Source organism: Micromonospora sp. NPDC049891, assembly GCF_040660295.1.
GTDB lineage: Bacteria > Actinomycetota > Actinomycetes > Mycobacteriales > Micromonosporaceae > Micromonospora.
In genome coordinates, this window is record NZ_JBFAML010000014.1 from 18,254 (window position 1) to 40,989 (window position 22,736).

19 protein-coding genes are annotated in these 22,736 nt (G+C 72.6%); 6 read left to right on the top strand and 13 right to left on the bottom strand.

What is annotated here, in order from left to right:
* Positions 1 to 29: 29 nt before the first annotated feature.
* On the bottom strand, positions 30 to 1,850 hold the full coding sequence (locus AB0I71_RS18900) for a DUF2079 domain-containing protein (RefSeq protein WP_357586261.1): 1,821 nt from the start codon (positions 1,848 to 1,850) through the stop codon (positions 30 to 32).
* A gap of 169 nt (positions 1,851 to 2,019) precedes the next feature.
* Between AB0I71_RS18900 and AB0I71_RS18905 the strand changes: the two genes are divergently transcribed.
* Entirely contained in the window at positions 2,020 to 3,261 is a 1,242-nt protein-coding gene (locus AB0I71_RS18905) for a PHB depolymerase family esterase (protein ID WP_357586263.1), read from the top strand.
* A gap of 114 nt (positions 3,262 to 3,375) precedes the next feature.
* Here AB0I71_RS18905 and AB0I71_RS18910 read toward each other — a convergent pair whose 3' ends face one another.
* From AB0I71_RS18910 to AB0I71_RS18925, 4 genes are all read right to left on the bottom strand, one after another.
* Positions 3,376 to 4,275: a TIGR01777 family oxidoreductase gene (locus tag AB0I71_RS18910; protein WP_357586486.1), complete on the bottom strand. Its 900-nt coding sequence runs from the start codon at positions 4,273 to 4,275 to the stop codon at positions 3,376 to 3,378.
* Positions 4,276 to 4,322: 47 nt separating this feature from the next.
* Positions 4,323 to 5,330, bottom strand: a complete 1,008-nt coding sequence (locus AB0I71_RS18915; protein ID WP_357586265.1) for an aldo/keto reductase — start codon at positions 5,328 to 5,330, stop codon at positions 4,323 to 4,325.
* Between the two features lie 267 nt (positions 5,331 to 5,597).
* Positions 5,598 to 6,920 carry a low temperature requirement protein A gene (locus AB0I71_RS18920; RefSeq protein ID WP_357586267.1) on the bottom strand — a complete coding sequence of 441 codons (1,323 nt, stop codon included), beginning with the start codon at positions 6,918 to 6,920 and terminating at the stop codon, positions 5,598 to 5,600.
* Positions 6,921 to 6,965: 45 nt separating this feature from the next.
* Positions 6,966 to 7,544 (bottom strand): TetR family transcriptional regulator, encoded by a 579-nt coding sequence (locus AB0I71_RS18925; RefSeq protein WP_357586269.1) that lies wholly within the window; start codon positions 7,542 to 7,544, stop codon positions 6,966 to 6,968.
* Positions 7,545 to 7,680: 136 nt separating this feature from the next.
* Between AB0I71_RS18925 and AB0I71_RS18930 the strand changes: the two genes are divergently transcribed.
* A complete protein-coding gene (locus AB0I71_RS18930; protein WP_357586271.1) occupies positions 7,681 to 8,625 on the top strand; it encodes an SDR family NAD(P)-dependent oxidoreductase in 945 nt (314 codons plus the stop codon).
* A 162-nt stretch (positions 8,626 to 8,787) separates the two neighbouring features.
* Here the strand turns inward: AB0I71_RS18930 and sucB are convergent, their stop codons facing one another.
* The gene (sucB, locus tag AB0I71_RS18935; RefSeq protein ID WP_357586273.1) at positions 8,788 to 10,581 is read right to left on the bottom strand and encodes a 2-oxoglutarate dehydrogenase, E2 component, dihydrolipoamide succinyltransferase; all 1,794 of its coding nucleotides are present in this window, start codon (positions 10,579 to 10,581) and stop codon (positions 8,788 to 8,790) included.
* Between the two features lie 72 nt (positions 10,582 to 10,653).
* Entirely contained in the window at positions 10,654 to 12,045 is a 1,392-nt protein-coding gene (gene lpdA / locus AB0I71_RS18940; RefSeq protein WP_357586275.1) for a dihydrolipoyl dehydrogenase, read from the bottom strand.
* A gap of 179 nt (positions 12,046 to 12,224) precedes the next feature.
* Here lpdA and AB0I71_RS18945 point away from each other — a divergent pair, with 179 nt between their 5' ends.
* Entirely contained in the window at positions 12,225 to 12,554 is a 330-nt protein-coding gene (locus tag AB0I71_RS18945) for a hypothetical protein (protein WP_357586277.1), read from the top strand.
* Positions 12,555 to 12,604: 50 nt separating this feature from the next.
* Here AB0I71_RS18945 and AB0I71_RS18950 read toward each other — a convergent pair whose 3' ends face one another.
* Complete coding sequence (locus AB0I71_RS18950; RefSeq protein ID WP_357586279.1) at positions 12,605 to 14,176, bottom strand: leucyl aminopeptidase; 1,572 nt, start codon at positions 14,174 to 14,176, stop codon at positions 12,605 to 12,607.
* 163 nt (positions 14,177 to 14,339) lie between these two features.
* Here AB0I71_RS18950 and gcvT point away from each other — a divergent pair, with 163 nt between their 5' ends.
* Positions 14,340 to 15,464, top strand: coding sequence for a glycine cleavage system aminomethyltransferase GcvT (gene gcvT, locus AB0I71_RS18955; protein WP_357586281.1), 1,125 nt, complete (start codon positions 14,340 to 14,342; stop codon positions 15,462 to 15,464).
* A gap of 127 nt (positions 15,465 to 15,591) precedes the next feature.
* Here the strand turns inward: gcvT and AB0I71_RS18960 are convergent, their stop codons facing one another.
* From AB0I71_RS18960 to AB0I71_RS18980, 5 genes are all read right to left on the bottom strand, one after another.
* The gene (locus AB0I71_RS18960; protein ID WP_357586283.1) at positions 15,592 to 16,881 is read right to left on the bottom strand and encodes a DUF2314 domain-containing protein; all 1,290 of its coding nucleotides are present in this window, start codon (positions 16,879 to 16,881) and stop codon (positions 15,592 to 15,594) included.
* A 66-nt stretch (positions 16,882 to 16,947) separates the two neighbouring features.
* Positions 16,948 to 17,721 carry an adenosylcobinamide-GDP ribazoletransferase gene (locus AB0I71_RS18965; RefSeq protein WP_357586285.1) on the bottom strand — a complete coding sequence of 258 codons (774 nt, stop codon included), beginning with the start codon at positions 17,719 to 17,721 and terminating at the stop codon, positions 16,948 to 16,950.
* Positions 17,711 to 19,621 (bottom strand): bifunctional adenosylcobinamide kinase/adenosylcobinamide-phosphate guanylyltransferase, encoded by a 1,911-nt coding sequence (gene cobU / locus AB0I71_RS18970; RefSeq protein WP_357586287.1) that lies wholly within the window; start codon positions 19,619 to 19,621, stop codon positions 17,711 to 17,713. The genes AB0I71_RS18965 and cobU overlap by 11 nt, the downstream gene beginning before the upstream one ends.
* Before the next feature lie 74 nt (positions 19,622 to 19,695).
* Complete coding sequence (locus AB0I71_RS18975) at positions 19,696 to 19,902, bottom strand: hypothetical protein (RefSeq protein ID WP_357586289.1); 207 nt, start codon at positions 19,900 to 19,902, stop codon at positions 19,696 to 19,698.
* 52 nt (positions 19,903 to 19,954) lie between these two features.
* Positions 19,955 to 21,622 carry a protein kinase gene (locus AB0I71_RS18980; protein ID WP_357586291.1) on the bottom strand — a complete coding sequence of 556 codons (1,668 nt, stop codon included), beginning with the start codon at positions 21,620 to 21,622 and terminating at the stop codon, positions 19,955 to 19,957.
* A 116-nt stretch (positions 21,623 to 21,738) separates the two neighbouring features.
* Here AB0I71_RS18980 and AB0I71_RS18985 point away from each other — a divergent pair, with 116 nt between their 5' ends.
* Together AB0I71_RS18985 and AB0I71_RS18990 are read left to right on the top strand one after the other, a co-directional pair.
* Complete coding sequence (locus AB0I71_RS18985) at positions 21,739 to 21,939, top strand: hypothetical protein (protein WP_203996708.1); 201 nt, start codon at positions 21,739 to 21,741, stop codon at positions 21,937 to 21,939.
* Entirely contained in the window at positions 21,939 to 22,730 is a 792-nt protein-coding gene (locus AB0I71_RS18990; protein ID WP_357586294.1) for a site-2 protease family protein, read from the top strand. The genes AB0I71_RS18985 and AB0I71_RS18990 overlap by 1 nt, the downstream gene beginning before the upstream one ends.
* The last annotated feature ends 6 nt before the right edge of the window (positions 22,731 to 22,736 follow it).

Genomic DNA, 22,736 nt, shown 5'->3' on the forward strand with positions numbered 1-22,736 from the left:
ACCGCCGCCGTACGGCTGGACCGGCCGGCTCACCGCCGGACCCGCCACACCCAGACGTCCTCGACCCGCTCCGGCTCGCCGAAGAGCAGGACCAGGGTACGGCGAATGGCCTCCTCGTCGACCGGCCACTTGGCCCCGTGCACCTCGTCGGCGAGCACCACCGTCTCGATCCGCCAGTGCTCCAGGTCGGCCTGCACCTCCTCGCGGGTGCCCTGGGTGACGATCGGCGGCAGACCGGTGCGGGCGGCCTGGTCCAGCAGCGCGCCGAAGGGGCGCGGCACCGGACCGATGCGTCCCCGGTCGTCGGGACCGCCGGGGCCGAGGAAGAACCCGGACGGGATGGCGAACTCACCCTGCCGGTTCGCCAGCGCGTACGCCTGCCAGCGTTGGCCGTCGGGGTAGACGTCCAGGGCGAGCGGTGCCGGGGTCAACACCCCGCCGGGGGAGACGTGATCCCGCCAGGCACCGGAGGTGATGAAGCGCGGGATCGGCTCACGTTCGCTGGTCAGCAGCGGAGTTGGGAACAGCGGCACCAGGGCCACCGCGAAGCTGACCGTCCAGGCCACCGCCGCCGGGCGGGACAGCGGACGTCGACGCAGCTGATCCACGGCGTACGCCAGCAGCAGGCCGATCACCGGCGTCACCACGAGCGCGAAGCGGGCGGGTAGCGCGGCGTTCACCACCGGCAGGTGCCCGAGCAGGTCGAAGGGCATCGGCAGGTCGGTGCGCCGGCCGTCGACCTTGGCCACCGGCCCGAAGGAGAGCGCGGTGAAGACCACCGCGACGATCCCGAGCGCCCACAGGGTCGCCCGTCGGCGTGCGTCACCGCCTCGCCAGAGCAGCACGAAACAGCCGACGACGAGTACCAGCAGCGGCAGCCCGAAGAAGGAGTTCTCCTCGGTGGGATTCGGTGCCAGCGAGGTGCCGAAACCCGCCTCGCCCGCCAGTGAGCGGCGCGGGTAGGCCGCGTACGCCGCGATGTCCTCGGAATGGATGACCGCGTCGAAGCCGGTTCCGTGGAACCGCTGCGGACCGGCGAAGTGCAGCCACAGCGGGTAGGCCAGCAACACCCCGGCCACCACCGCGGTCACCGCCAGCCCGCGGAGGAACGAGGGCAGTACGGCGCGGGCCTCGGCCCGGTTGGCCGGATGCAGCGCCCAGACGGCGACGAAGAGTCCGAGCGCCAACGCGGTGAAGAAGAGTCCCTCGGCGGCGATCGAGAAGGCGACCGCGACGAGTACGCCGAGGATGGCGCCGTCACGCAGCCAGTGGCCCGGCCGGCGCAACGCGAACAGCCGCCACACCAGCAGCGGTACCAGCCAGCCGGCGGTCCAGTTCAGGTGGGCGTTGGCGTGCGAGACCATGCCGGGGGAGAAGCCGATGAACAGCCCGCCGATCGCGGCGGCGAGCGGGCTGCGGACCAGGTGCCGGGAGAGCAGCCAGTACCAGGCGACGGCGGTGGCGGCCAGGTTGAGGGTGAGGATCACCAGGAAGGTGGCCGACGGCCCGATCAGGTACGTCAGCGGGGCGAAGACCGCCGCGTACACCGTGATCGAGGTGTTGACCGCGAGGTTCACCCCGTCCGGGACGTTGATCAGGTAGGTGAAGAGGGGGTTGTCGCCGTGGGTCAGCGCGTGCCCGCCGAAGGCCAGCAGCCATTCGAACAGCGCCTGGTCGCTGGAGTTGACGGTGATCGCCCGCCCGTTCGGATCGATCCACAACCCACTTGTCACCCAGACGGCGAGCGCCAGCGCGACAAGCACCACTGTCAGGTCGGTGCGGCGGTCGCGAGTGACCCGCGAGGGCGACGGTGAGGCGGGCGCGGACGCCACGGACGGCGAGGTGGGCACCTAGCGGACGTTACCAATCGCACCGGGACAGGCCGGTCAGACCCGGCAGGTCCGCGTCGGCTGCGCCCGCCACACCCGGACATTGACGAATGTGTGCATGGCCACCATGTCATCGGTGCGACACAACTGCGTAACGTCGCGGCAATTATTGGTGATCCAGCTCACAACTATGGAGGCTCTCGTGCGCCGCACCCGTACCCGGCTCGCCGGTGCGCTGGCCGGGCTGGTCCTGGCCGCCGCCGCGCTGGTGGCCGTCGCCGCTCCCGCCCAGGCCGCGTCCCTGACCCAGGTCACCGGCTTCGGCTCGAACCCCGGCAACCTCGCCATGTACGCGTACCGCCCGGACAACCTGCCCTCCGGTGCACCGGCCGTGGTGCTGCTGCACGGCTGCGCCCAGAACGCCAGCGGCTACTTCACCAACTCGGGCTGGCAGAAGTACGCCGACCAGTGGCGATTCGCGCTGATCGTGCCCGAGCAGCGGTCGGCAAACAACTCCAGTTCCTGCTTCAACTGGTTCGAGACCGGTGACACCACCCGGGGGCAGGGTGAGGCGCTGTCCATCAAGCAGATGGTCGACCACGCGCGGTCGACGTACGGCACGGCCGCCAACCGGGTCTACGTGAGCGGGCTGTCGGCCGGCGGGGCGATGAGCGCCACCATGCTCGCGACCTACCCGGACGTCTTCGCCGGTGGCTCGATCATCGCCGGGGTGCCGCACCGCTGCGCCACCAGCATGGTCAACGCCTTCTCCTGCATGAGCCCCGGCGTGGACAAGACCCCGGCGCAGTGGGGCGACCTGGTCCGCAACGCCCACCCCGGCTACTCCGGCGCCCGCCCGAAGGTGGCCATCTGGCACGGCACCAGTGACTACACCGTGGCGACGGCGAATGCCACCGAGTCCCGCGACCAGTGGACGAACGTGCTCGGTGTCTCGCAGACGCCGACCAGCACCCGGCAACTGCCGGCGGGTACCAGCGTCGAGGTGTACGGCAACGACGTGGTCCGGGTGCACCGGGTCTCCGGCATGGGTCACGGCACCCCCGTCGACCCGGGCTCCGGCGCCGACCAGTGCGGTACCGCCGCCGCGTACTTCCTGGACACCATCTGTTCGACCTACCACGACGCGGTCTTCTTCGGCCTCGACGGCGGCGTCACTCCGACCCCGACGCCCACCCCGACCACGTCACCCACCCCGACCGCGAGCCCAACCCCGACCGCCAGCCCGACCCCCACCGGCACCCCGACCTGCGTGACCGCCAGCAACTACGCCCACGTCACCGCCGGCCGCGCCTACCACTCCGCCGGCTACGCCTACGCCACCGGCTCCAACCAGCAGATGGGTCTCTACAACACCTTCTACACCACCACCCTCCGTCAGACCGCCCCCAACCACTGGACCATCGGCTGCTGACCGTGCCCTACCCGGGAAGACCCTGCGTTGATCATGAGGTTAGCGGCAGTTACGGAGGTCATCTTCGCCGCTAACCTCATGATCAACACGGGTGTAGTGGGTGGGGTGGGGTGGTCAGGGGTGGAGGGCGGCTTGGAGGGCGGTGCGGAGGTCGGGGTGACGGAAGGTGAACTGGGCGCGGTTCAGCACACCGGGGAGGACGCGGGTGCTGGTGAGGGCCTCCTGGGCGAAGCCGCCGAGGGCCACCTTCAGGGCCACCGCCGGGATGGGGATGACCGCGGGGCGGTTCAGTTGGCGGGCCAACTCCCGGGTGAACTCGGCGTTTGTGACCGGGGCCGGGCCGACCACGTTCACCGGCCCAGCCAGATCGGCCCGGGCCAGCAGGAACGTGGTGGCGTTGAGCCAGTCGGTCATCGAGATCCACGGGATCCACTGCCGGCCGCTGCCGAGCCGGCCGGCGATGCCCAGCTTGAACGGCAGCAGTTGCGGTTTGAGCAGCCCACCGTCGCGGTGCAGCGGCAGCCCGGTGCGCAGCCGTACCACCCGTACCCCGGCATCCTCGGCCGGCCGGGTGGCGGCCTCCCACACCCGGGCCACGTCGGCGAGGAAACCCTCGCCGGCCGGCGCGTCCTCCTCGACCACCCGGTCGCCGGTGTTGCCGTACCAACCGATCGCCGAGGCGTTCAGCAGCACCTCCGGCCGGTCGGTCGCCGGCAGGCCGGCGATCGTGGTGGCCAGGGTGCTCGTGGTGTCCACCCGACTGGACCGGATCAGTTGCCGGTACCTGTCGTTCCAGCGCCGGTCGCCGACACCGGCGCCGGCCAGGTTGATCACCGCGTCGGCCTCGGCGACCACCGCCGGGTCCAACTGCGCCGCCGACGGCGACCATCGTCGCTCGTCGGCGGCGCGCGGCGGCCGTCGTACCAGCCGGGTCACCTGGTGCCCGTCGGCGACGAGCAGGTCGACCAGCCGGGTGCCGAGGAAGCCGGACGCGCCGGCCATGAGGATCCGCATGCCCTCCATCTTCGGGTACGCGCGGTGACCCCGCCGCGTCGAGTCGGTCACGCCCGTGCGGCGGTTCCTGCCGTACGCAGCTCCGACAGCTCCCGCTCGACCTCCGCGTAGGCGTCGGCGGGCAGCGGCCCGAGGGCGAGCACCCGGGTGTTCTCCTCGACCTGGGCCACCGTGCGGAAGCCAGGAATCGGCACCGTACGCGGGCTGCGAGCCAGCAACCAGCCGAGCGCGCCCTGGGCGAGGGTACGGCCGTCGGCGGTGAGTGCCGTCCGGACCTTGTCGATCCGCTGCGCCCACTCCGGCGCGGGTCGGCCGTCGGTGAACCAGGGCAGCCACTCGGGTGCCCGCCCCCGCACGTCGTCGTCGCCGAGCGACCTGGTGGCGGCGGTCAGCAGCCCCATCGCCAACGGTCCCCGGTTGATGCTGGCCAGGTCGTACGTGTCGCAGACCGCCAGCATGTCGGCGTTGTCCCGCAGCACTGACTGGTCGTGCTGGATCGCCGTGCAGTGTGCGGCGGCCGGGGCGAAGGCGGCGGCCGAGGTGGGGTGATCGGTGCTCCATCCGTACGCCCGGATCTTGCCCTGGGCGACCAGGCTCTCCAGCGTGTCGACCAGGTCGAGCGCGAGCGCCGGAGCCAGATCGTTCAGGTGCAGCTGCAACAGGTCGACGTGATCGGTGTCGAGCCGGCGCAGCGACGCCTCCAGACTGGCCACCGCGTACTCGGGACGGTGGTCCTCGCCGGTGGCCCGGCGGGTCGCCTCGTCGGAGGTGAATCCGAACTTGGTGGCGATCACCACCTGGTCACGGCGGTCGGCGAGGGCCCGGCCGAGTACCCGCTCGCTGTGCCCGGCGCCGTAGTTGCTGGCCGTGTCGAAGAAGGTCACCCCGTGCTCGATCGCCGCGTGCACGGCCCGTACCGACTCCTCGTCGTCGACCTCGCCCCAGCCCAACGGCTGCCGGTCGTCGCCCCACAGCGGTCCGCCGATCGCCCAGCACCCCATACCGATGGCGCTGACCTCGATCCCGCTGCGACCCAGTTTCCGTGTCATCGTCATGCCGCCAAGCGTCCCGCTTGGAGCGCACTCGAAGTCAAGCGCCACCGGCCCGCTGCCAGACGACGGCGCCCGGCCTCCTGCACGAGCCTCGTGTTGCCGCACGAGATGCCGCGAAGCGTGCCCTCCGGCGCCGGGGAAGACCCGAGATGCCGCAAGGCGTGCCCTCAGGCGCCCGGGGAGACCCGGGATGCCGCAACTCGCGCCCTCGGAGGCCCGGGATGCCGCAAGGCGTGCCGCTCAGCCGCCACGGCTGGCCCGGTCGTGTGGTCAGGTCGTGCCGGGGGGTTGGCCGTGCCAGCGGGCGCGGTACGCGGCCTCGTGGGTCTCGTGGGCGGTGCGCTCCTCGAAGACCACGGCGCGCAGCGTGTGCCGCGCCTCGGCCATCCACACCACCTCGGCGAAGACCAGGCCGACACAGATCGCGGTGAGCAGGGCCAGGGCGATCAGTCCCGGCATCGGCATGGCGACCGGGATGCCGACGACGAGGACGACAAGGGTGGTGACCCGCGTCCAACTCACCGTGTGCAGGGTGCGCAGCTGGAAGAGCATGTTCCCGAGCAGGTAGAGGAACACCCCGCCGAAAAGCATCGGCACGTCCGGCCCGTGGGCCGGCTCGGTGACCGGTACGCCGGGCTCGGCGACGTCGTGCACGATGCCCTCGGCGCCGAGGGCGAACAGGATGATCCCGGCGATCATCGGCAGGTACAGGTAGGCGTAGGCGTCGCGGGCCATCAGCACCCGGGCGCGACCGAGGGTGGCGTGCAGGGCGATCCGGGCGGCCGGGCCGATCAGGTCGTAGTGCACCCACCAGAGGGCGGCGGTGAAGAAGATCCCGAACACGGCGGCCGTCACGCCGGGCCAGGTCGGTGCCTGGCCGAGCAGGTTGCTGCCGACGCCGACGGAGATCACCGATTCGCCGAGCGCGATGATCAGGATCAGGTCGTACCGTTCGGTCCAGTGCTCCGCCGAGGTCACCTGCCAGCCCCAGGTGCGGGCGAGCAGCCCGGTGCCGTACTGGAGCAGCACAACGCTGACCCAGAGCGCGTCGCGGACGAATGCGGCGGTTCCGGCATCACCGATGTGGGTGGGTAGGAGAGCGGCCACCAGCAGCAGCGCGGTGCTCAGCGCCAGCTCTGGGGCGTATCGGAGCAGTTGTCGGCGCTCGGTCGGGTTGTCGCGCACGACGTGCAGGAACAGGATCAGGTGGATGACGCGGATGACCACGTAGCTGACCGCGACCACGACCGGACCGGCCTCGTCCTTGTGGTCCATGAACGCCTGGGGCAGGGCGAGGGCGAAGCAGAACAGCGCGGCCATCCCGATGACCATCAGCACCGGCACGAAACCCTCGCCGATGCGGATGCGGGTGGCCACCACCGTGTGCACCACCCAGCACCACCAGAGCACGGCCAGCACGAGCGCGGCGTGCAGCAGCTGGCGACCGTTGATGTTGGCCGCGGTGGCGCGGGTGATGATGAAGAACGAGAAGACGAAGACCAGGTCGAAGAAGATCTCGAATTTGTCGACCCGGGCGCCGGGTGCGATGCCGACGGCCGGCCCGAGCCGCCCCCGCCAGCCCACGTCGCCCACGGCCTGAGTCTCGCAGCGCCGACCTGGGCGTACGCCCGTTTCGGATCAGTCCGTGCGGCGGTGGCGCAGGCCGTCCATCAGCAGGTCGAGCAGGCGCTGGGCCTGGTCGCGTTGCTCCCGTGCGCCGGTGGCGAGCGAGACTCCGTTCAACCCGACGAGGACGTCACCGGGGTCCACGTCCGACCGGATCGTGCCGGCCGCCACGCCCGCCGTCAACAGCCGGGCCACGGCCGCGAGCAGTCGGTCCCGGCTCTGCGCGAACGGGTTGGTCCCGGCGGCGATCACCAGGCGCAGGGCGTCGGCCATCTCCCGTTTGGTGGCGAGGTAGTCGATGAAGTGGTCCATCCAGGCCCGGGTCGCCGCCTCGGGTGGCAACCGTTCGAGCAGCTCGGCGGCAGAGTCGCAGAGCCGCTCCAACTCGTTGCGGTAGGCGGCCTCCACCAGCGCCTCCCGGGTGGGGAAGTGCCGGTAGAGCGTGCCGATTCCCACGCCGGCGTCCCGGGCGATCTGCTCCAGCGTTACTTCCGCACCAGCCTGGGAAAATGCCCGGACGGCCGCCTCCAGCAGCCGCTGGCGGTTGCGCAGCGCGTCGGCGCGCAACGGTCGGGATGCCTGCTCCGGCACGTCTCCTCCTGACGGTCCGCCTCCGCCCCGCTGGCAAACGGAGGATCCTCCGGTTAGCCTGGTGGTAACGGAGGAGCCTCCGCTTCTCATCGTAGCGGCGGGCAGACCCGCCGTACATCTGAGACAAGGATGGATCATGACCATCGGCACACCTGTCAGCACCCCGTTCACCGCGGAGTCCACCGCGCTGGAGGTGGTCTCGGGCATCGACCTCACCGGTCGCCGGGCCGTCGTCACCGGCGGTGGATCAGGCATCGGCGTGGAGACCGCCCGGGCGCTCGCCTCCGCCGGCGCCGACGTCATCCTCGCCGTCCGCAAGCCCGAGCAGGGGGACCGGGCGGCGGCGGAGATCGTCGGTACGACCGGCAACGACCGGGTCACCGTGGCCCCGCTCGACCTGGCCGACCCGGCCTCGGTGGCCGCCTTCGTGGCGAACTGGGACGGGCCGCTGCACATCCTGGTCAACAACGCCGGCATCATGGCCGCACCCGAGATGCGTACCCCGCAGGGCTGGGAGATGCAGTTCGCCACCAACCACCTCGGGCACTTCGCGGTCGCCACCGGCCTGCGCCCGGCACTGGCCGCCGCGCAGGGCGCCCGGATCGTCTCGGTCAGTTCGGCGGCGCACCTGCGCTCGCCTGTCGTCTTCGACGACATCAACTTCGAGCGCCGGGCCTACGAGCCGTGGGCCGCGTACGGGCAGTCCAAGACCGCGAACATTCTCTTCGCCGTCGAGGCGAGCCGGCGCTGGGCGGACGACGGCATCCTGGTCAACGCGCTGCACCCCGGCGCGATCCGGACGAACCTCCAGCGGTACGTGACCGAGGAGGAACTGGCCAGGCTGCGCGCCGAGAGCGGCCCGGCCACGCCGTCCTGGAAGACCCCGGAACAGGGCGCCGCCACCTCGGTCCTGGTGGCCACCTCACCCCTGCTCGACGGAATCGGCGGCCGCTACTTCGAAGACTGCCAGCAGGCCGGCCCGCATCAGCCCGGCACCCGCACCGGCGTGGCCACCTACGCCCTCGACCCCGAATCCGCCCACCGCCTCTGGACCCTAACCACCCAAACCCTCACCCCCTGACCACCCCCTCCGCCGCGCCGATCATGCAGTTATGGCAGTGAACAAGAAGCGCATAGCCCCACGAATCAGGTGCCACAACTGCATGATCGCGAGGGCTGGGTGGGTGGGGACGGCAGGGCGCCCCGGTCCTGGGGACCGGGGCGCCCTGCTGGTGGGTTGGGGTTAGAGGCCCAGTTCGGCTTCGAAGTTGCCGGCTTCCAGGCGCTCCTTGACCGCGGTCAGGAAGCGGGCCGCGTCGGCACCGTCGATCAGCCGGTGGTCGTAGGACAGGGCCAGGTAGACCATCTGACGTACCGCGATGACCTCACCCAGATCCGGGTCGTTGACCACTACCGGACGCTTGACCACGGCACCCGTACCCAGCATCGCCGACTGCGGGGACGGGACGATCGGGGTGTCGAAGAGGGCGCCCCGGCTGCCGGTGTTGGTCAACGTGAAGGTCGCGCCGGCGATCTCGTCCGGGCTGATCTTGTTGGTCCGGGTCCGCTCGGCCAGGTCGGCGACCCGCTTGGCGATGCCCCCCAGGTTGAGGTCACCGGCGTTGTGGATGACCGGCACCAGCAGGCCCCGCTCGGTGTCCACAGCGATGCCGAGGTTCTCGGCGTCCGGGTAGGTGATCGTCCCGCCGTCCAGGTCCATGCTGGCGTTGACGATCGGGTACGCCTGGAGCGCCTCGATGGCGGCGAGAGCGAAGAACGGCAGGAAGGACAGCTTGACGCCGTGTCGCTGCTGGAACGACTCCTTGGCCTGCGCCCGCAGCTTGGCGACCTTCGTGACGTCCACCTCGACCACGGTGGTCAGCTGCGCCATCTCGTGCAGCGACGACAGCATCCGCTTGGCGATCGCCGCGCGGATGCGGGGCAGCTTCTCGGTGGTGCCCCGCTTGGCGCTCGGCTGCGGCCTGGCGGCCGGCTTGGCCGGGGCCCCGGCCGCCGGCTGTGCCGCCGGAGCCGGCGCGGCCTTGGCTGCCTTGGCCTTCTCGGCCGCGTCCAGCACGTCCTGCTTGCGGATCCGGCCACCGACACCGGTGCCGTTGACCGAGGCGAGGTCCACGTTGTGCTCGCTGGCCAGCTTGCGTACCAGCGGGGTCACGTAACCGGCCGCCTGCTCACCGCCGTTGGACGGTGCCGCCGTCCGTTGCGGTGCCGCAGCTGCCGGCTGCGCCGCCTGCTCGGCCTTGACCGGCTCCTGCGCGGTCTCGGCCTCGGCGGCCGGCTCGTTGTACGACATGCCGGGCGTCGGCTCGGACACCTTCGGCTCGGGCTTCGCCTCCGCCTCGGGCTTCGGCTCCGGCTTCGCCTCGGCCGGCGCCCCACCGGCGGCACCGACAACGGCCAGGGTCGCGCCGACTTCGGCGGTCTCGTCCTCGGCGACCTTGATCTCCAGGACGGTACCGGCCACCGGCGAGGGGATCTCGGTGTCGACCTTGTCGGTGGAGACCTCCAGCAGCGGCTCGTCGACCTCGACGGTCTCGCCGACCTGCTTGAGCCAGCGGGTGACCGTACCCTCGGTGACGCTCTCGCCCAGGGCCGGCATCTGCACCGGGGTGCCCTCGCCCGACGGCGCCGGGGCAGCCTGCGCCGGCTGCTCAGCCGGCTCCTCGACGGCCGGCTGCTCCGCCTCGGCCTGCGGCTCCTCCGCGGCCTCGGCGGCCTGCTCGACGGGGGCCTCCTGCTGCTGCCCGGCAGCCTCGCCGCCGCCGGCTCCGGCCGATTCGCCCTCGCCGGAGATCACCGCCAGCTCGCTGCCGACCTCGGCCGTCTCGTCCTCGCCCACCACGATCCGGGTCAGCACCCCGGCCGCCGGGGACGGGATCTCGGTGTCGACCTTGTCGGTGGACACCTCGAGCAGCGGCTCGTCGACCTCGACGGTGTCACCCTCCTGCTTGAGCCAGCGCGTGACGGTGCCCTCGGTGACGCTCTCGCCGAGCCGGGGCATGGTGACCGATACCGGCATGTTCTCCAGACTCCTTCATTTCCCTGGTGGGGGGAGCGTCGCCCGTCGCCGGACGCCGCGGGTACGTCGTGATCAGGCGTGCGCGTGCAGCGGCTTGCCGGCGAGCGCGAGGTGCGCCTCGCCCAGGGCCTCGTTCTGCGTCGGGTGGGCGTGCACGAGCTGCGCCACCTCGCCCGGGTACGCCTCCCAGTTGTAGATCAGCTGCGCCTCGCCGACCAGTTCGCCGACCCGGGCACCGACCATGTGCACGCCGACCACCGGACCGTCCTCGACCCGCACCAGCTTGACGAAGCCGGCCGTCTTGAGGATCTGGCTCTTGCCGTTGCCGCCGAGGTTGTAGTTGTACGTCTTGACCTTGTCAGCGCCGTACTGCTCCTTGGCCTTCGCCTCGGTGAGCCCGACCGACGCCAGCTCCGGGTCGCTGTAGGTGACCCGGGGAATGCCCGCCTCGTCGATCACCGCCGGGTTCTGGCCGGCGATCTCCTCGGCGACGAAGATGCCCTGCTGGAAACCGCGGTGGGCGAGCTGGAGACCGGGCACGATGTCGCCCACGGCGTAGACGTTCGGCACGTTTGTGCGTAGCCGCTCGTCGGTGAGCACGTAGCCCCGGTCGAGCTTGACGCCCTGCTCCTCGTAGCCGAGGTCGGCGGTGTTCGGGCCACGCCCGACGGCGACCAGCAGCAGCTCTGCCTCGACGGTGTCGCCACCGGCGATCGTCACCTTCACGCCGTCGTCGGTCTTCTCGACCTTCTCGAACGGCTTGCCGACCTTGAAGTTGATCTTCCGCTTGCGGAAGGCCCGCTCCAGCGCCTTCGACGACTCCTCGTCCTCAGCGGCGACCAGCCGGGGCAGCGCCTCGATGATGGTCACGTCCACGCCGAAGGACTTCCACACGCTTGCGAACTCGACGCCGATCACGCCGCCGCCGAGCACGATCGCCGAGCGGGGGACCCGGTCCAGGGTCAGGGCGTGGTCGCTGGTGATGACGCGCTCGCCGTCGATCTCCAGGCCGGGCAGGCTCTTGGCGTACGACCCGGAGGCCAGCACCACGTTGCGGCCGGTGTACCGCTTGCCGTCCACCTCGACCGCGTTCGGGGCGACAAGCTTGCCGTGTCCCTCCACGATCGTGATCGACTTGTTGCCCTTGAGCATGCCCTGGAGACCCTTGTAGAGCCGCGAGATCACGCCGTCCTTGTACGAGTTGACCCCCGCCATGTCGATGCCGACCAGCTCGGCCTTGACGCCGAACTGCTCCGATTCGCGGGTCTGGTCGGCGATCTCGGCGGCGTGCAGCAGGGCCTTGGTCGGAATGCAGCCGTTGTGCAGGCAGGTGCCCCCGAGCTTGCCCTTCTCCACCAGGGCCACGGAAAGGCCCAGCTGGGTGGCGCGCAGTGCGGTCGCGTAACCGCCGCTACCACCTCCGAGGATGACGATGTCGAAGGTTGCGTCGTTCGGCTCGCTCACGTCCAACTCCCAGGTCGCTTCGCTGCATCGGGGGTCACGGCGGGGTAACACGGACACACCCCACCTCGGCCATCTTGTCACCACCGCGTCGCACCCGCGTACCGAGGTGCCCAACGACACGTTGCCGCCACGTACCCTTGGCTCTGCCTTCGATACGCCACGACTGGGGAGACGGCTCGGTGGGACTGTTCCGGCGAAGCAAACGGACACGTGCGGCTGACCCTGACCGTACGGCCAATCGTGCCGATCTGGAGCACCTTGAGAACTTCGTCCGTACCCGCAAGGGCGTCGAGGCGTACATCGAGCCCCGAACCACGGTCACCGAGACCACCGTGATCCTGATCGCCGACGACGGCGAGTGGACCCGGCGGCGGATCGACGGGCCGGACGGCGCGCGGCGGTTCGCGTACCGGGTCAGCATCCCGATCTACGACGTGGCGCTGATGGGCTACCCGCAACGCATGCGCGACTACAACGAGCGCCGCAAACGCCGCCCCGAGCAGTACTGACTGTCCGCAGGGGTCCCTCGTCCGACGACGAGGGACCCCGTGCGCAGACCTCAGCCGTTGGCGGCGACGTCGTCGATCAGGTGCAGCAGCGTCCGGACCGGGACGCCGGTGCCACCCTTGGTCCAGTAGCCGGTCGCCTCGCCCGAGTGGTACGACGGACCGGCGATGTCGATGTGCGCCCAGGCGACGTCGTCGGTGACGAACTCGCGCAGGAAGACCCCGCCCTGGAGCATGTGACCGGCCCGGTCCATGCCCGCGTTGACCTGCGAGATGTCGGCGACGTCGGAGTCCATCCCCTTGCGCACGTCGTCCGGCAGCGGCATCGGCCAGGCGGGCTCGCCGACGGCGTCACCGGCGCCGCGGACCCGCTCGCACAGCTCCATCGTGCCCATCACGCCGGAGATCCGCTTGCCCAGCGAGACGACCTGGCCGCCGGTGAGGGTGGAGGTCTCGAACAGGTAGTCGCAGCCGTCGGCGCAGGCCCGGGCCATCGCGTCGCCGAGGATCATCCGGCCCTCGGCGTCGGTGTTGAGCACCTCCACCTTCTTGCCGTTGAACATGGTGATCACGTCGCCCGGTCGGTACGAGGTCCCCGAGGGCATGTTCTCCGCCATCGGCACGTACCCGGTGACCGCCACCGACGGCTTCAGCTCGGCCACCGCCAGCATGGTGGCGGCCACCGCCGCCGCCCCGGCCATGTCGGACTTCATCTCCCACATGCCCTGCGCCGGCTTGATCGAGATGCCACCGGTGTCGAAGGTGATGCCCTTGCCGACCAGGGCGACCCGCTTACCGGTGCCGCCACCGTCCGGGGTGTAGGTCAGCTTGACCAGTCGTGGCGGGGCCTCCGAGCCCTGACCGACTGCGGTGATGCCGCCGTACCCGCCCTCGCGCAGGGCGACCTCGTCGAGCACCTCGACCTCGAGGCCGGCCGCCCGACCGGCCTCGGCCACCGCGTCGGCGAAGGCCGGCGGGCGCAGCTCGTTCGGGGCGATGTTCACCCAGTCGCGGGTACGCCGCACCGCGCCGGCCACCGTCTGGGCCCGGGTCACCTCGGCCTGCGCTGCCGCGTCCGCGGCGTCCGGCACGGCCACCAGCACCTCGGCGACCGGCTCGCGGCGGTTCGGTTGCGGCCGGGTCTTGTACCCGGCGAAGCGGTAACCGCCCAGCAGCGCGCCCTCGGCGACCGCACGCAGGGCGTCGGCGGCGTCGGCGTCGTCGGGCAGCGGCAGCGCCATCGCCACCCGGGACGCGCCGGCCAGAGCACGCACGGCGGCTCCCGCCGCCCGGCGCAGCGTCTCCGGGGCGGGTGCGGCACCACTGGGCTCCGGGCCGAGGCCGACGACGGCGAGCACCGGCGCGGTGACCGTGCCGAGCGTCGCCAACTTGATCACCTCGCCCGGACCGCCGGTCGCGCCGAGCAGCGCCAGCGTCTCGGTCAGCTTGCCGTCGAAGGCGGCGGCGATGCTCTCGGCGCCGCTGGCGAGCAACAGGGTGCCGGCGAGGCCGCTGGTGGCGTCCTGCTCGCCGGTCGTACTGTGCACGCCGATCACGATCGCGTCGACGGCGAGCTCGGCGGGGTCGGTGTCGACCAGGCTCAGGGTGGTGCTGGGCGATGTCACGGAGGCTGCTCCCGGGCGGGCCGGGCCGGTCGCGTGGTGGCGTACCGGCGGTGGAGTTCCCCGGCGGATGATTTACCCGCCGGACGTCATTGCTGCCCCGCCGGGTCATCCGGCGGTCCCGCCGATGCTAACCAGCCCGGTGCGTCCCGGTAAGTTGCCACCCATGACCGACGTGACCACCGACGCCGCCGCGACCCGGCTGCGTCGTTCTCCGCTGGGCGGCCGGCACACCGCGCTCGGCGCCAAGTTCGCTCCGTTCGGTGGCTGGGAGATGCCCCTGGAGTACGCCGGCGGCGGGGTGCTGCGGGAGCACACCGCAGTGCGTACCGGGGTCGGCGTGTTCGACGTGTCGCACCTGGGCAAGGTGCGGGTGACCGGGGCGGGGGCGGCGGAGTTCGTCAACGCCTGCCTCAGCAACGATCTGGGCCGCATCGCCCCGGGCCGGGCGCAGTACACCCTCTGCTGCGACGAGGCGACCGGCGGCGTGGTGGACGACATCATCGCCTACCTGCACGCCGACGACCACCTCTTCCTCATCCCGAACGCGGCGAACAGCGCCGAGGTGGTGCGCCGGCTGCGCGCCGCGGCGCCGCCGCAGGTCACGGTCACCGACGAACACGAGGGGTACGCCGTACTGGCGGTGCAGGGACCCAGGTCGGCGGAACTGCTGGGCGGGCTCGGCCTGCCCACCGAGCACGGGTACATGAGTTTCACCTCGGCGACGCTCGGCGCTGTCGAGCTGACCGTGTGCCGCACCGGCTACACCGGCGAGCTGGGCTATGAGCTGGTGGTCCCGACGGGCGACGCGGTGGCGGTCTGGGACGCCCTGTTCGCCGCCGAGCCGGCGCCGCAGGCCTGCGGACTTGCCGCCCGGGACACGCTGCGCACCGAGATGGGGTACCCGCTGCACGGGCAGGACCTCTCGCTGGAGATCACGCCGGTGCAGGCCCGCTCGGGCTGGGCGGTCGGCTGGGACAAGCCGGCCTTCTGGGGCCGCGACGTGTTGGTCGCGGAGAAGGCCGCCGGCCCGGCGCGTACGCTGCGCGGCCTGGCGGCCGTCGACCGCGCCATTCCCCGCCCCAGCATGGCCGTCTACGCGGGCGACACCCGGGTCGGCACCGTGACCAGCGGCACCTTCAGCCCGACCCTGAAGCAGGGCATCGCCCTGGCGCTCATCGACACCGCCCCCGCCCTCCCCGACGGCGCCGAGCTGCACGTCGACATCCGCAACCGCCGCACCCCCGTCCGCCTGTCCCGCCCCCCCTTCATCCACCCCTCCGTCAAATAACCCCCACCCCCACCCCCCACCCTTCCTGCTCCCGTTGATCATGAGGTTGGCGGCAGCTTGAAGATCAACAACTGCCGCCAACCTCATGATCAACGAGGTGGTCGGGGGGTGGGACAGGGGGTGGGGGTTAGGGGGTGGGGGGTTCGCCCGCGTCCAGGACAGCCTGGGTCCAGCCGCCTTCGATGACGCCGCTGGTGTTGAGGACGGCCCAGTCGACGATGTCGGCGACCTCCACCACGACCGGGGAGCCGATCCGGATCGTCGGGTCGGTGTTGGCGTCGCTGGCGCTGGCACCGACGATCCGGTCCGGGGAGTCCCAGGTGGTCACCCCGGCCCAGACGTACTCCGGGCCGTCGTCGCCCGGCAGCCCGTACTTGACCACCAGTTGCGTCTCCGGCGGCAGCTGCCCGTCGCGGAACCGGGCCCGGATGTCGTCCAGTCCGGCGCGGGCGGTGGCGATCGCCCGGCTCATCGCGTCACCGGAGCGGGCGTAGCGGACGTCGGGCTGGATGCCCGAGAAGAGGGTGGCGCAGGCGTTCGCGAAGTATCGTCCGGCCGGACCGGGGTGCCCGGCCGGCGGGCGCAGGCTGAGGAAGGAGTCGGCGTCCGGGTCGGTGGCCGGGTCCAGCTCCAGGCGCAGCAGCACCGGCGCGGTCGCCCCGTGCTGCTCCGGATTGCCGTACGCCACCGCGATGTCGTGCCCGGTCACCGTGGCCAGCACCGGCAGCTGCACGAACGCCGGGACCTCCTCGCCGGCCAGTCCGTCGGTCCAGTCCCGCAGCAGTCGCCGGGCGGCACCTGTCATCACCGCGCCCCAGGCCCGGGTGAGGTGGTCGGGGACCCCCTGGGTCTGCAACTCCAGCAGGCCGAAGCGGCGCAGTCCCTTGGTGGTGAACCAGAGCCCTTCGGCGTCCGACGAGTAGGGCACCAGCACCCAGTCGACAAGCCGGACCCGACCCTCGGCGTCGGGCAGCGAGCGCAGTGCCGCGGCCGGGTCCAGGAACTGTAGGCCGAAGACGTCCACCACGTCGCCGCCCACCGCCTCGGCGACCGCCGCGGCCACCGCCCGGGCGGCCCACTCGTGGGCGGGCGGCCAGCCCGGCCGGTACTCCGCCTGCACCACCATCAGGTGGGTCGCCGCCGCCAGCCGGTCCAGTTGCGCCTCGCTGGCCCCGAACGCGGTGAGCAGGTCCGGGGGCAGCTCGGGAAACTCGCCGACGGGCCGGATGTCGACGCTCATCAGCGGACTGTCGAGCATCTGCCGGGCCAGCCCGTACACCGGTTCGGCGAGCCGGCCGGCCAACCCCCGGACGGCCGTCCGAGCCGTCACCGACGGCAGTCCCGCCGTCGGCACCAGATAGGTCGCGCTGAGCGACTCCGGGACCGGAACGGGCAGGAAATCGTCGGTGATGAGCATGTCGTCCCCCGGATGGCCGCGCCGGTCTGTCGTCGCAGGTACGCTACCCGGCGCCGTCCGCCCGGCTCAGCCGGACAGCACCAGTCCCAGGTAGACGAGCGTGGTGACCAGCTCGACGGTGGCGCCGAGCACGTCTCCGGTGATCCCGCCGAGCCGGCGTACCACGTGCCGCAGCAGTCCGGCCGCGACGGCGAGCGCCGCCAGGACGACAAGCGGGCCCTGCCACGGCCGCTGCGGTACCGCCGCGACCGCCAGCAGCGCGACGGCGGCGGTGGCGACGGCCAGCGCGACCGGCCCGACGCTGCCGGCGACGAGCGCACCCAGCCCTTCCGGGCGCGCCGCCGGCACCCCGCGCCGGCAGGCCAGCGTCACCCCGAGCCGTCCCGCCGCCGTGGCCGTCAGCACGGCCGCGAACACCGCCGGGCGGGGCTGGCCGGCCAACTCCGCAAGCGCCGCGGCCTGCACCAGCAGGACGAGCACCAGGGCGACCACGCCGAAGGGCCCCACGTCCGGCTTCTTCATGATCTCCAGTGCGGCCGGTCCGCGCCGGTACGATCCGAGCGCGTCCACGGTGTCGGCCAGCCCGTCCAGGTGCAGGCCCCGGGTGAGCAGGGCGGCCGCCGCGACTGTCACCCCGGCAGCGACCAGCGGCGCGGTGCCGGCATCCACAAGCAGCAGTACGCCGGCCAGCGGCACGCCGAGCAACGCGCCGACCGCCGGGGCGAGCGTCATCGCCGTACCGGCGGTGGCCCGGTCGATCCGGCCGACCCGCAGCGGCAGGATGGTGAGGGTGGTGAGCGCCAGCCGCGCCCCGTCGCCGAGCCGGGGTTCAGCCGGCACGTGCGGCGGCGGTCTCCGCCGGCTCGGTGGCCGGCCCGGTGGTGGTCGGTCCGGGCCCCTCGGGCTCCGGCTCGTGGAAGTCGGGCTCCGCCTCCTCGACAGGGTCCGGCTCGTCGCCCTCTTCGGCGCTGCCGTCGCCCTCGGGGCGGGACGGCAGTGCGGCGGCCAGCGCCAGCGCCGACCGCAGCAGCGGCAGGACGGTGAGCGCGTTGGCCCCCTCGCCCAGATCGAGCCGCAGCTGGGTCAGCGGGTCCAGGCCGAGCACGTCGGCGGCGAGCCGCACGGCCGGATGGCCGCCGTCGTCGGCCAGCAGGCACCAGTGTCGGGCCTGCCCGGCCAGGTCCCGGCTGGTCAGCGCGGCGGCCACCCCGACTGGTCCGTCCAGCAGCACCGGCAGCCGGTGGGCGGTCGCACCCAGCAGGATGCCGGTGGCGACGGCGATGTCCCCGCCACCCAACTCGGCGAGCACGTCCACGGCGTCCCGGGAGGAACGGCGGGTGCGGTGCAGCGCGTCGCGGACCGCGGCGCAGCGGGCCATCCAGGCCACGTCGTCGATCTGCCCGCCGGCGGTGACGACGCGGGCGAGTACCGCCGGCGGTTCGGCGCCGGCGGTCGCGGCCAGCACCGCTGCGGCCGTGGCCTCGGTGCCGGCACCGCACGCGGCCAGCACCAGCAGCTGTACGCCGGCCTCCGCCGCCTCCTCGGCCAGCCGCCAGCCGTAGCGCAGGGCCGACTCGACCTGCTCGGCGCTCAGCGCCGGGCCGTGCTCGATCGGCGCGGCGGCGGGGGCGTCCACCACCTGGAGGCTCGCTCCGCTCTCGGCGGCCAGCCGGGCGAGCACGCCCTGCCCGGCTCGGGCCTGCTCGGCCCGCCGCGCCGACTCGGCGGTCGCCGTGCCGGCGGCGACCCCGCCGGCGTGGTCGCCGTGCACCAGCAGCACCCGCACCGACCGCCACGGCGTCGGGGTGGGGGTGCCCTGGGTGGCGGCGGCGAAGGAGATCACCTGCTCCAGTGCGCCGAGCCCGGTGCCCGGCAGGTCCAGGCTCGCCAGCTGGTCGACGGCCTGCGGGCCGGCGTACTCGTCGGGCATGGGCAGGTCCATGCCCGACTGGATGACCAGGTCGGTCGCGGCCACCGACAGGGTCGTGGTGGGTGCCGTCCCACCGGTACCGACGGTGTCGGGTCCGGTGGGCACCTGCGGGGTGGTCACCGGCGGTGAGCCGGGCAGCGGCGGGGTGACCGGCAGCTCGCCGGTCGGGCCGGCCTGGGCGGGCACCGTGGCGCCGCCAGCGGCCGGTTGACCGAGGGCGGCCACGGCGGCCGGTGGCGCCTCGGCGGCGGCTGTGGGCTGGCCGACGGCGGGCTTCAACCGGCACGGCTGACCGGCGACCACCAGGACGACCGTGTCGCAGGCGTCCGCGACGGCGCGGTTGACCGCGCCGAGGGCGTCGGTGAACGCCCGCCCCAGCGGTGTGGTGGGCACCAGGGAGAGCCCGACCTCGGGGCTGACCAGCACCAGCCGGGCGGCGCAGGACCGTACGGCGGCAGCCAGTTCGTCGACCGTGGCGGTGTCGTCGGCCGGCTGGTGGGCCGGATCGAGCAGGACGGTCACCCAGCCGCCGAGGTCGTCGACGAGCAGCGTCTCCTCCGGCCGGGCGCTGGCGATGACGTCGGCGAGGCGGCGCGGGTCGGCCGCTGTCTCCTCGGTGCGCCAACTCGCGGGCCGGCGGGCGCGGTGCGCGGCGAGACGCGCGGCCCACTCCGGGTCGTCGCCCGCGTCGGCGGCGGTGGCCAGGTAGCGGACCGTGGGCGCGTCGGCGACCAGGGACTCGGCGAACTCCGACTTGCCGGACCGGATTCCACCGAGGACCAGAAGCGTGTTCCACCCGTCTAGGGACATGCTGCGTACCTTACGTCCAGCCGGGCGGCCGGGGCACCGCAGGTACGGCACCGCACCGCCGGCCCGAGGTGCGGTCAGTGCCGTTCGGGGGCCCGGTACCTGTAGTCGTTGGGGTTGACGTTCGCCGGCTTCGGGTCCTCCTGCCAGGCGCCCTCACCGGGACGGGCCTGGAGGGCGTCGATCAGTTCCTCCCGGTCCATCTCCCGAGCCCCTTCGATACCGCCGCGTACCGCGATGTCGCGCAGTTCCGTCGTGTCCATCTGCGGGATCGGTGTCGTCATTGTCGCCTCCTGTGCGTCGGGTTCCCGAAACACATACCCGGCCACGGCAGGCTCAGTCGCAGTGCTCGAAGGGACTGCTGTAGCTGGCGCCACCGGCGGATCCGCCCCACTTGACGCAGGTCCCGGCCGCCTCGGCCCGCACCGGGCCGGCGTAGTAGCGGAACGAGCCGTCGTCGGTGGACCGGCCGCGTCCGCGTACCTCCAGGAAGGCCGAGACCGCCGTCTGCGCGCCGACCGAGCTCTCCTTCAGCGTCACCACGCAGTTCGAGCCGGTGCCCGCGTGGTAGAGCAGGTGGACGGTGGCCTGCCGGCGACCGTCGGCGGTCAACGGCGCCGAGTTGATCACCCGGTAGCCGCTGCCGCACGCCTGGGTGGCGGTGTAGGGGTTCGCCTGATCGCCGCTGCCGGGTGTGGCGCTCGGCCGGGGCGAAGGCGAAGCGGAACGGGTCGGCTGCGGGGTGACCGCCCCGGCGTCGTCGCGTCCCGGTGACGGCGACGAGGTGCCCTTCGTCGCCGGTACGGAGGCTGTCGGTGACCGGCTCGCCGACCGCTCACCCGTGCCCTGCGCGCCCGTCGCCCCGGCGGTGGCCAGTCCCGCCGCGCCCGGTGTGGACGCGGCCACCGGAGGGTCGGCGCCTTCGGCGTCCGGCTGCGACACCACCGCGAGCGCCACCCCCGCCGCGGCGACGATCACGACACCGGCCACCGCGGTCACCACAGCCGGAGCCCCGAACCGCCGGCCACCGCCCGGACGCGTCGGGGCGCTCGCCACGGTGACCGCCCCGGTACCGGATCCGGCCCCGACCGGCGCGGGCACGGCCAGGCCACCCGGCCCCGGATGCGCAGCCGGCGGCGGCACCGCGATGCCGCTCGGCCCGGGGTGTGGGGCGTGCTCCGGCGCGGTGGCGCGGGCAGCGGCGGCCAGGTCCGCCGCGCTGGCGTGCCGGTCGCCGGGCTGCCTGGCCATGGCTCTGAACACCAGTGCGGCCACCGGCGGGGGAACATCCGGCGGGAGCGGGGGCGGCTCCTCCCGCAGCCGCCGCAGGGCCACGTCGAGCGGGTTGTCCCCGACGAACGGAGGTCGGCCGGCGAGGCAGAGGTACGCCACGGCGCCGAGCGCGTAGATGTCGCTCAGCCCGGAGATCGGCTGGCCGCCGGCCTGCTCGGGGGACATGAACGAGGCGGTGCCGAGCACCGTGTGGGCGGCGGTGATCCCGGCCGTGGCGCCGGAGCGGGCGATGCCGAAGTCCACAAGCACCACCTGGCCGTCCGCCTTGACCAGGAGGTTGCCCGGTTTCACGTCCCGGTGCACGATGCCGGCGAGGTGGGCGGCGTGCAGCGCCTCGGCGGTCTGGGCCACGACGGACATGGTGGTGGCCGGGTCCAGCCGGCCCAGCCGGCGCAACCGGGCGCTCAACGGCTCGCCCTCGACGTACTCCATCACCAGGTAGTCCACCTGGCCGCCGTCGGCGAGCGTGGCCTGGCCGACGTCGTGCACCGCGACCACCCCGGGGTGCCGCAGCGCGGCGAGCATCCGTGCCTCGGCCCGGAAGCGGGTGGTGAACTCGGGCTCGGCGGTCAACGCCGGCAACAGCACCTTCACCGCCACCTCGCGGCCCAGCAGCAGGTCCGCCGCCCGCCAGACCGCGCCCATCCCACCGGTCGCCACCCGCTCGCCCAGCCGGTACCGCCCGCTGAGCACGCCCCCTTGAGTCAGCACCGGGCCACGGTACCGGCCGTCGATCGACGCCCGTGGCCCGGTCGTCGGCCGTGCGGTACGACTACGCTGGCAAGGTCCGTCCCATGGGGGCATCAGCGGCGAGGGGAGACGCGCACATGGCGTGGAGCTGGCGGTACGAGGGCGCGAACGGCGAGTCGGTCGACGGGCCGGCCGAGTCGTTCGGCAGCCAGGCGGATGCCGAGTCCTGGATCGGTCAGACCTGGCGGGAACTCGCGGCGTCCGGCGTCACCTCGGTCGCGCTCCTCGAAGACGATCGGGTGGAGTACCGGATGAGCCTGCTGCCCGCGGCGGAGTGATGACACCCAGGGACTCCGAGCCGCTGGTGCTCGGGGTGCCCCGGGCGGCCTTCCGGCCCAGCCCGGTCTTCCTGGCACTTGTCGCCCTGCTGGTGACCAGCGCCGTGTTGACCTGGCACGGAGTCGGCAACGTCCGGCTCACCGTGTTCGGATTCGTCGTCTCCGGCTGGCTGGTCTCGCTGTGCCTGCACGAGTACGCCCACGCCGTGGTGGCGTACCGCAGCGGCGACCGGGGGGTGGCCCACCGCGGCTACCTGACGCTGAACCCGTTGAAGTACAGCCACCCGCTGCTGTCCATCGCACTGCCGGTGGCGGTGGTACTGCTCGGCGGCATCGGCCTGCCGGGCGGGGCCGTCTGGGTGGACCGGCACGTCATTCCCGGTCGGCTGCGGCACACCCTGGTCAGCCTCGCCGGACCCGCCACGAACGTGCTGTTCGCACTCGTGCTGGTGGTGGTGCTGCGGCTCGGTGTCGGCGGTGGTGGGCCGGTGGAGTTCTGGGCGGCGGTGGCCCTGCTGGCCTTCCTCCAGATCACCGCAAGCCTGCTCAACCTGCTGCCGGTGCCCGGGCTGGACGGCGGAAACATGATCCAGCCGTGGCTGAACGCCCAGTACCGCCGGATGTACGACCTGTTCGCGCCGTACGGGTTCATCCTGCTCTTCGCGTTGCTGTGGAACCCGACCATCGGCGGCTGGTTCTTCACCGCCGTCTTCGCCATCGGCGACCTGCTCGGCCTGCCGCCGTGGCTGTACGCGACAGGCCTGGACCTGATCCGGTTCTGGCGGGACTGACCGTGG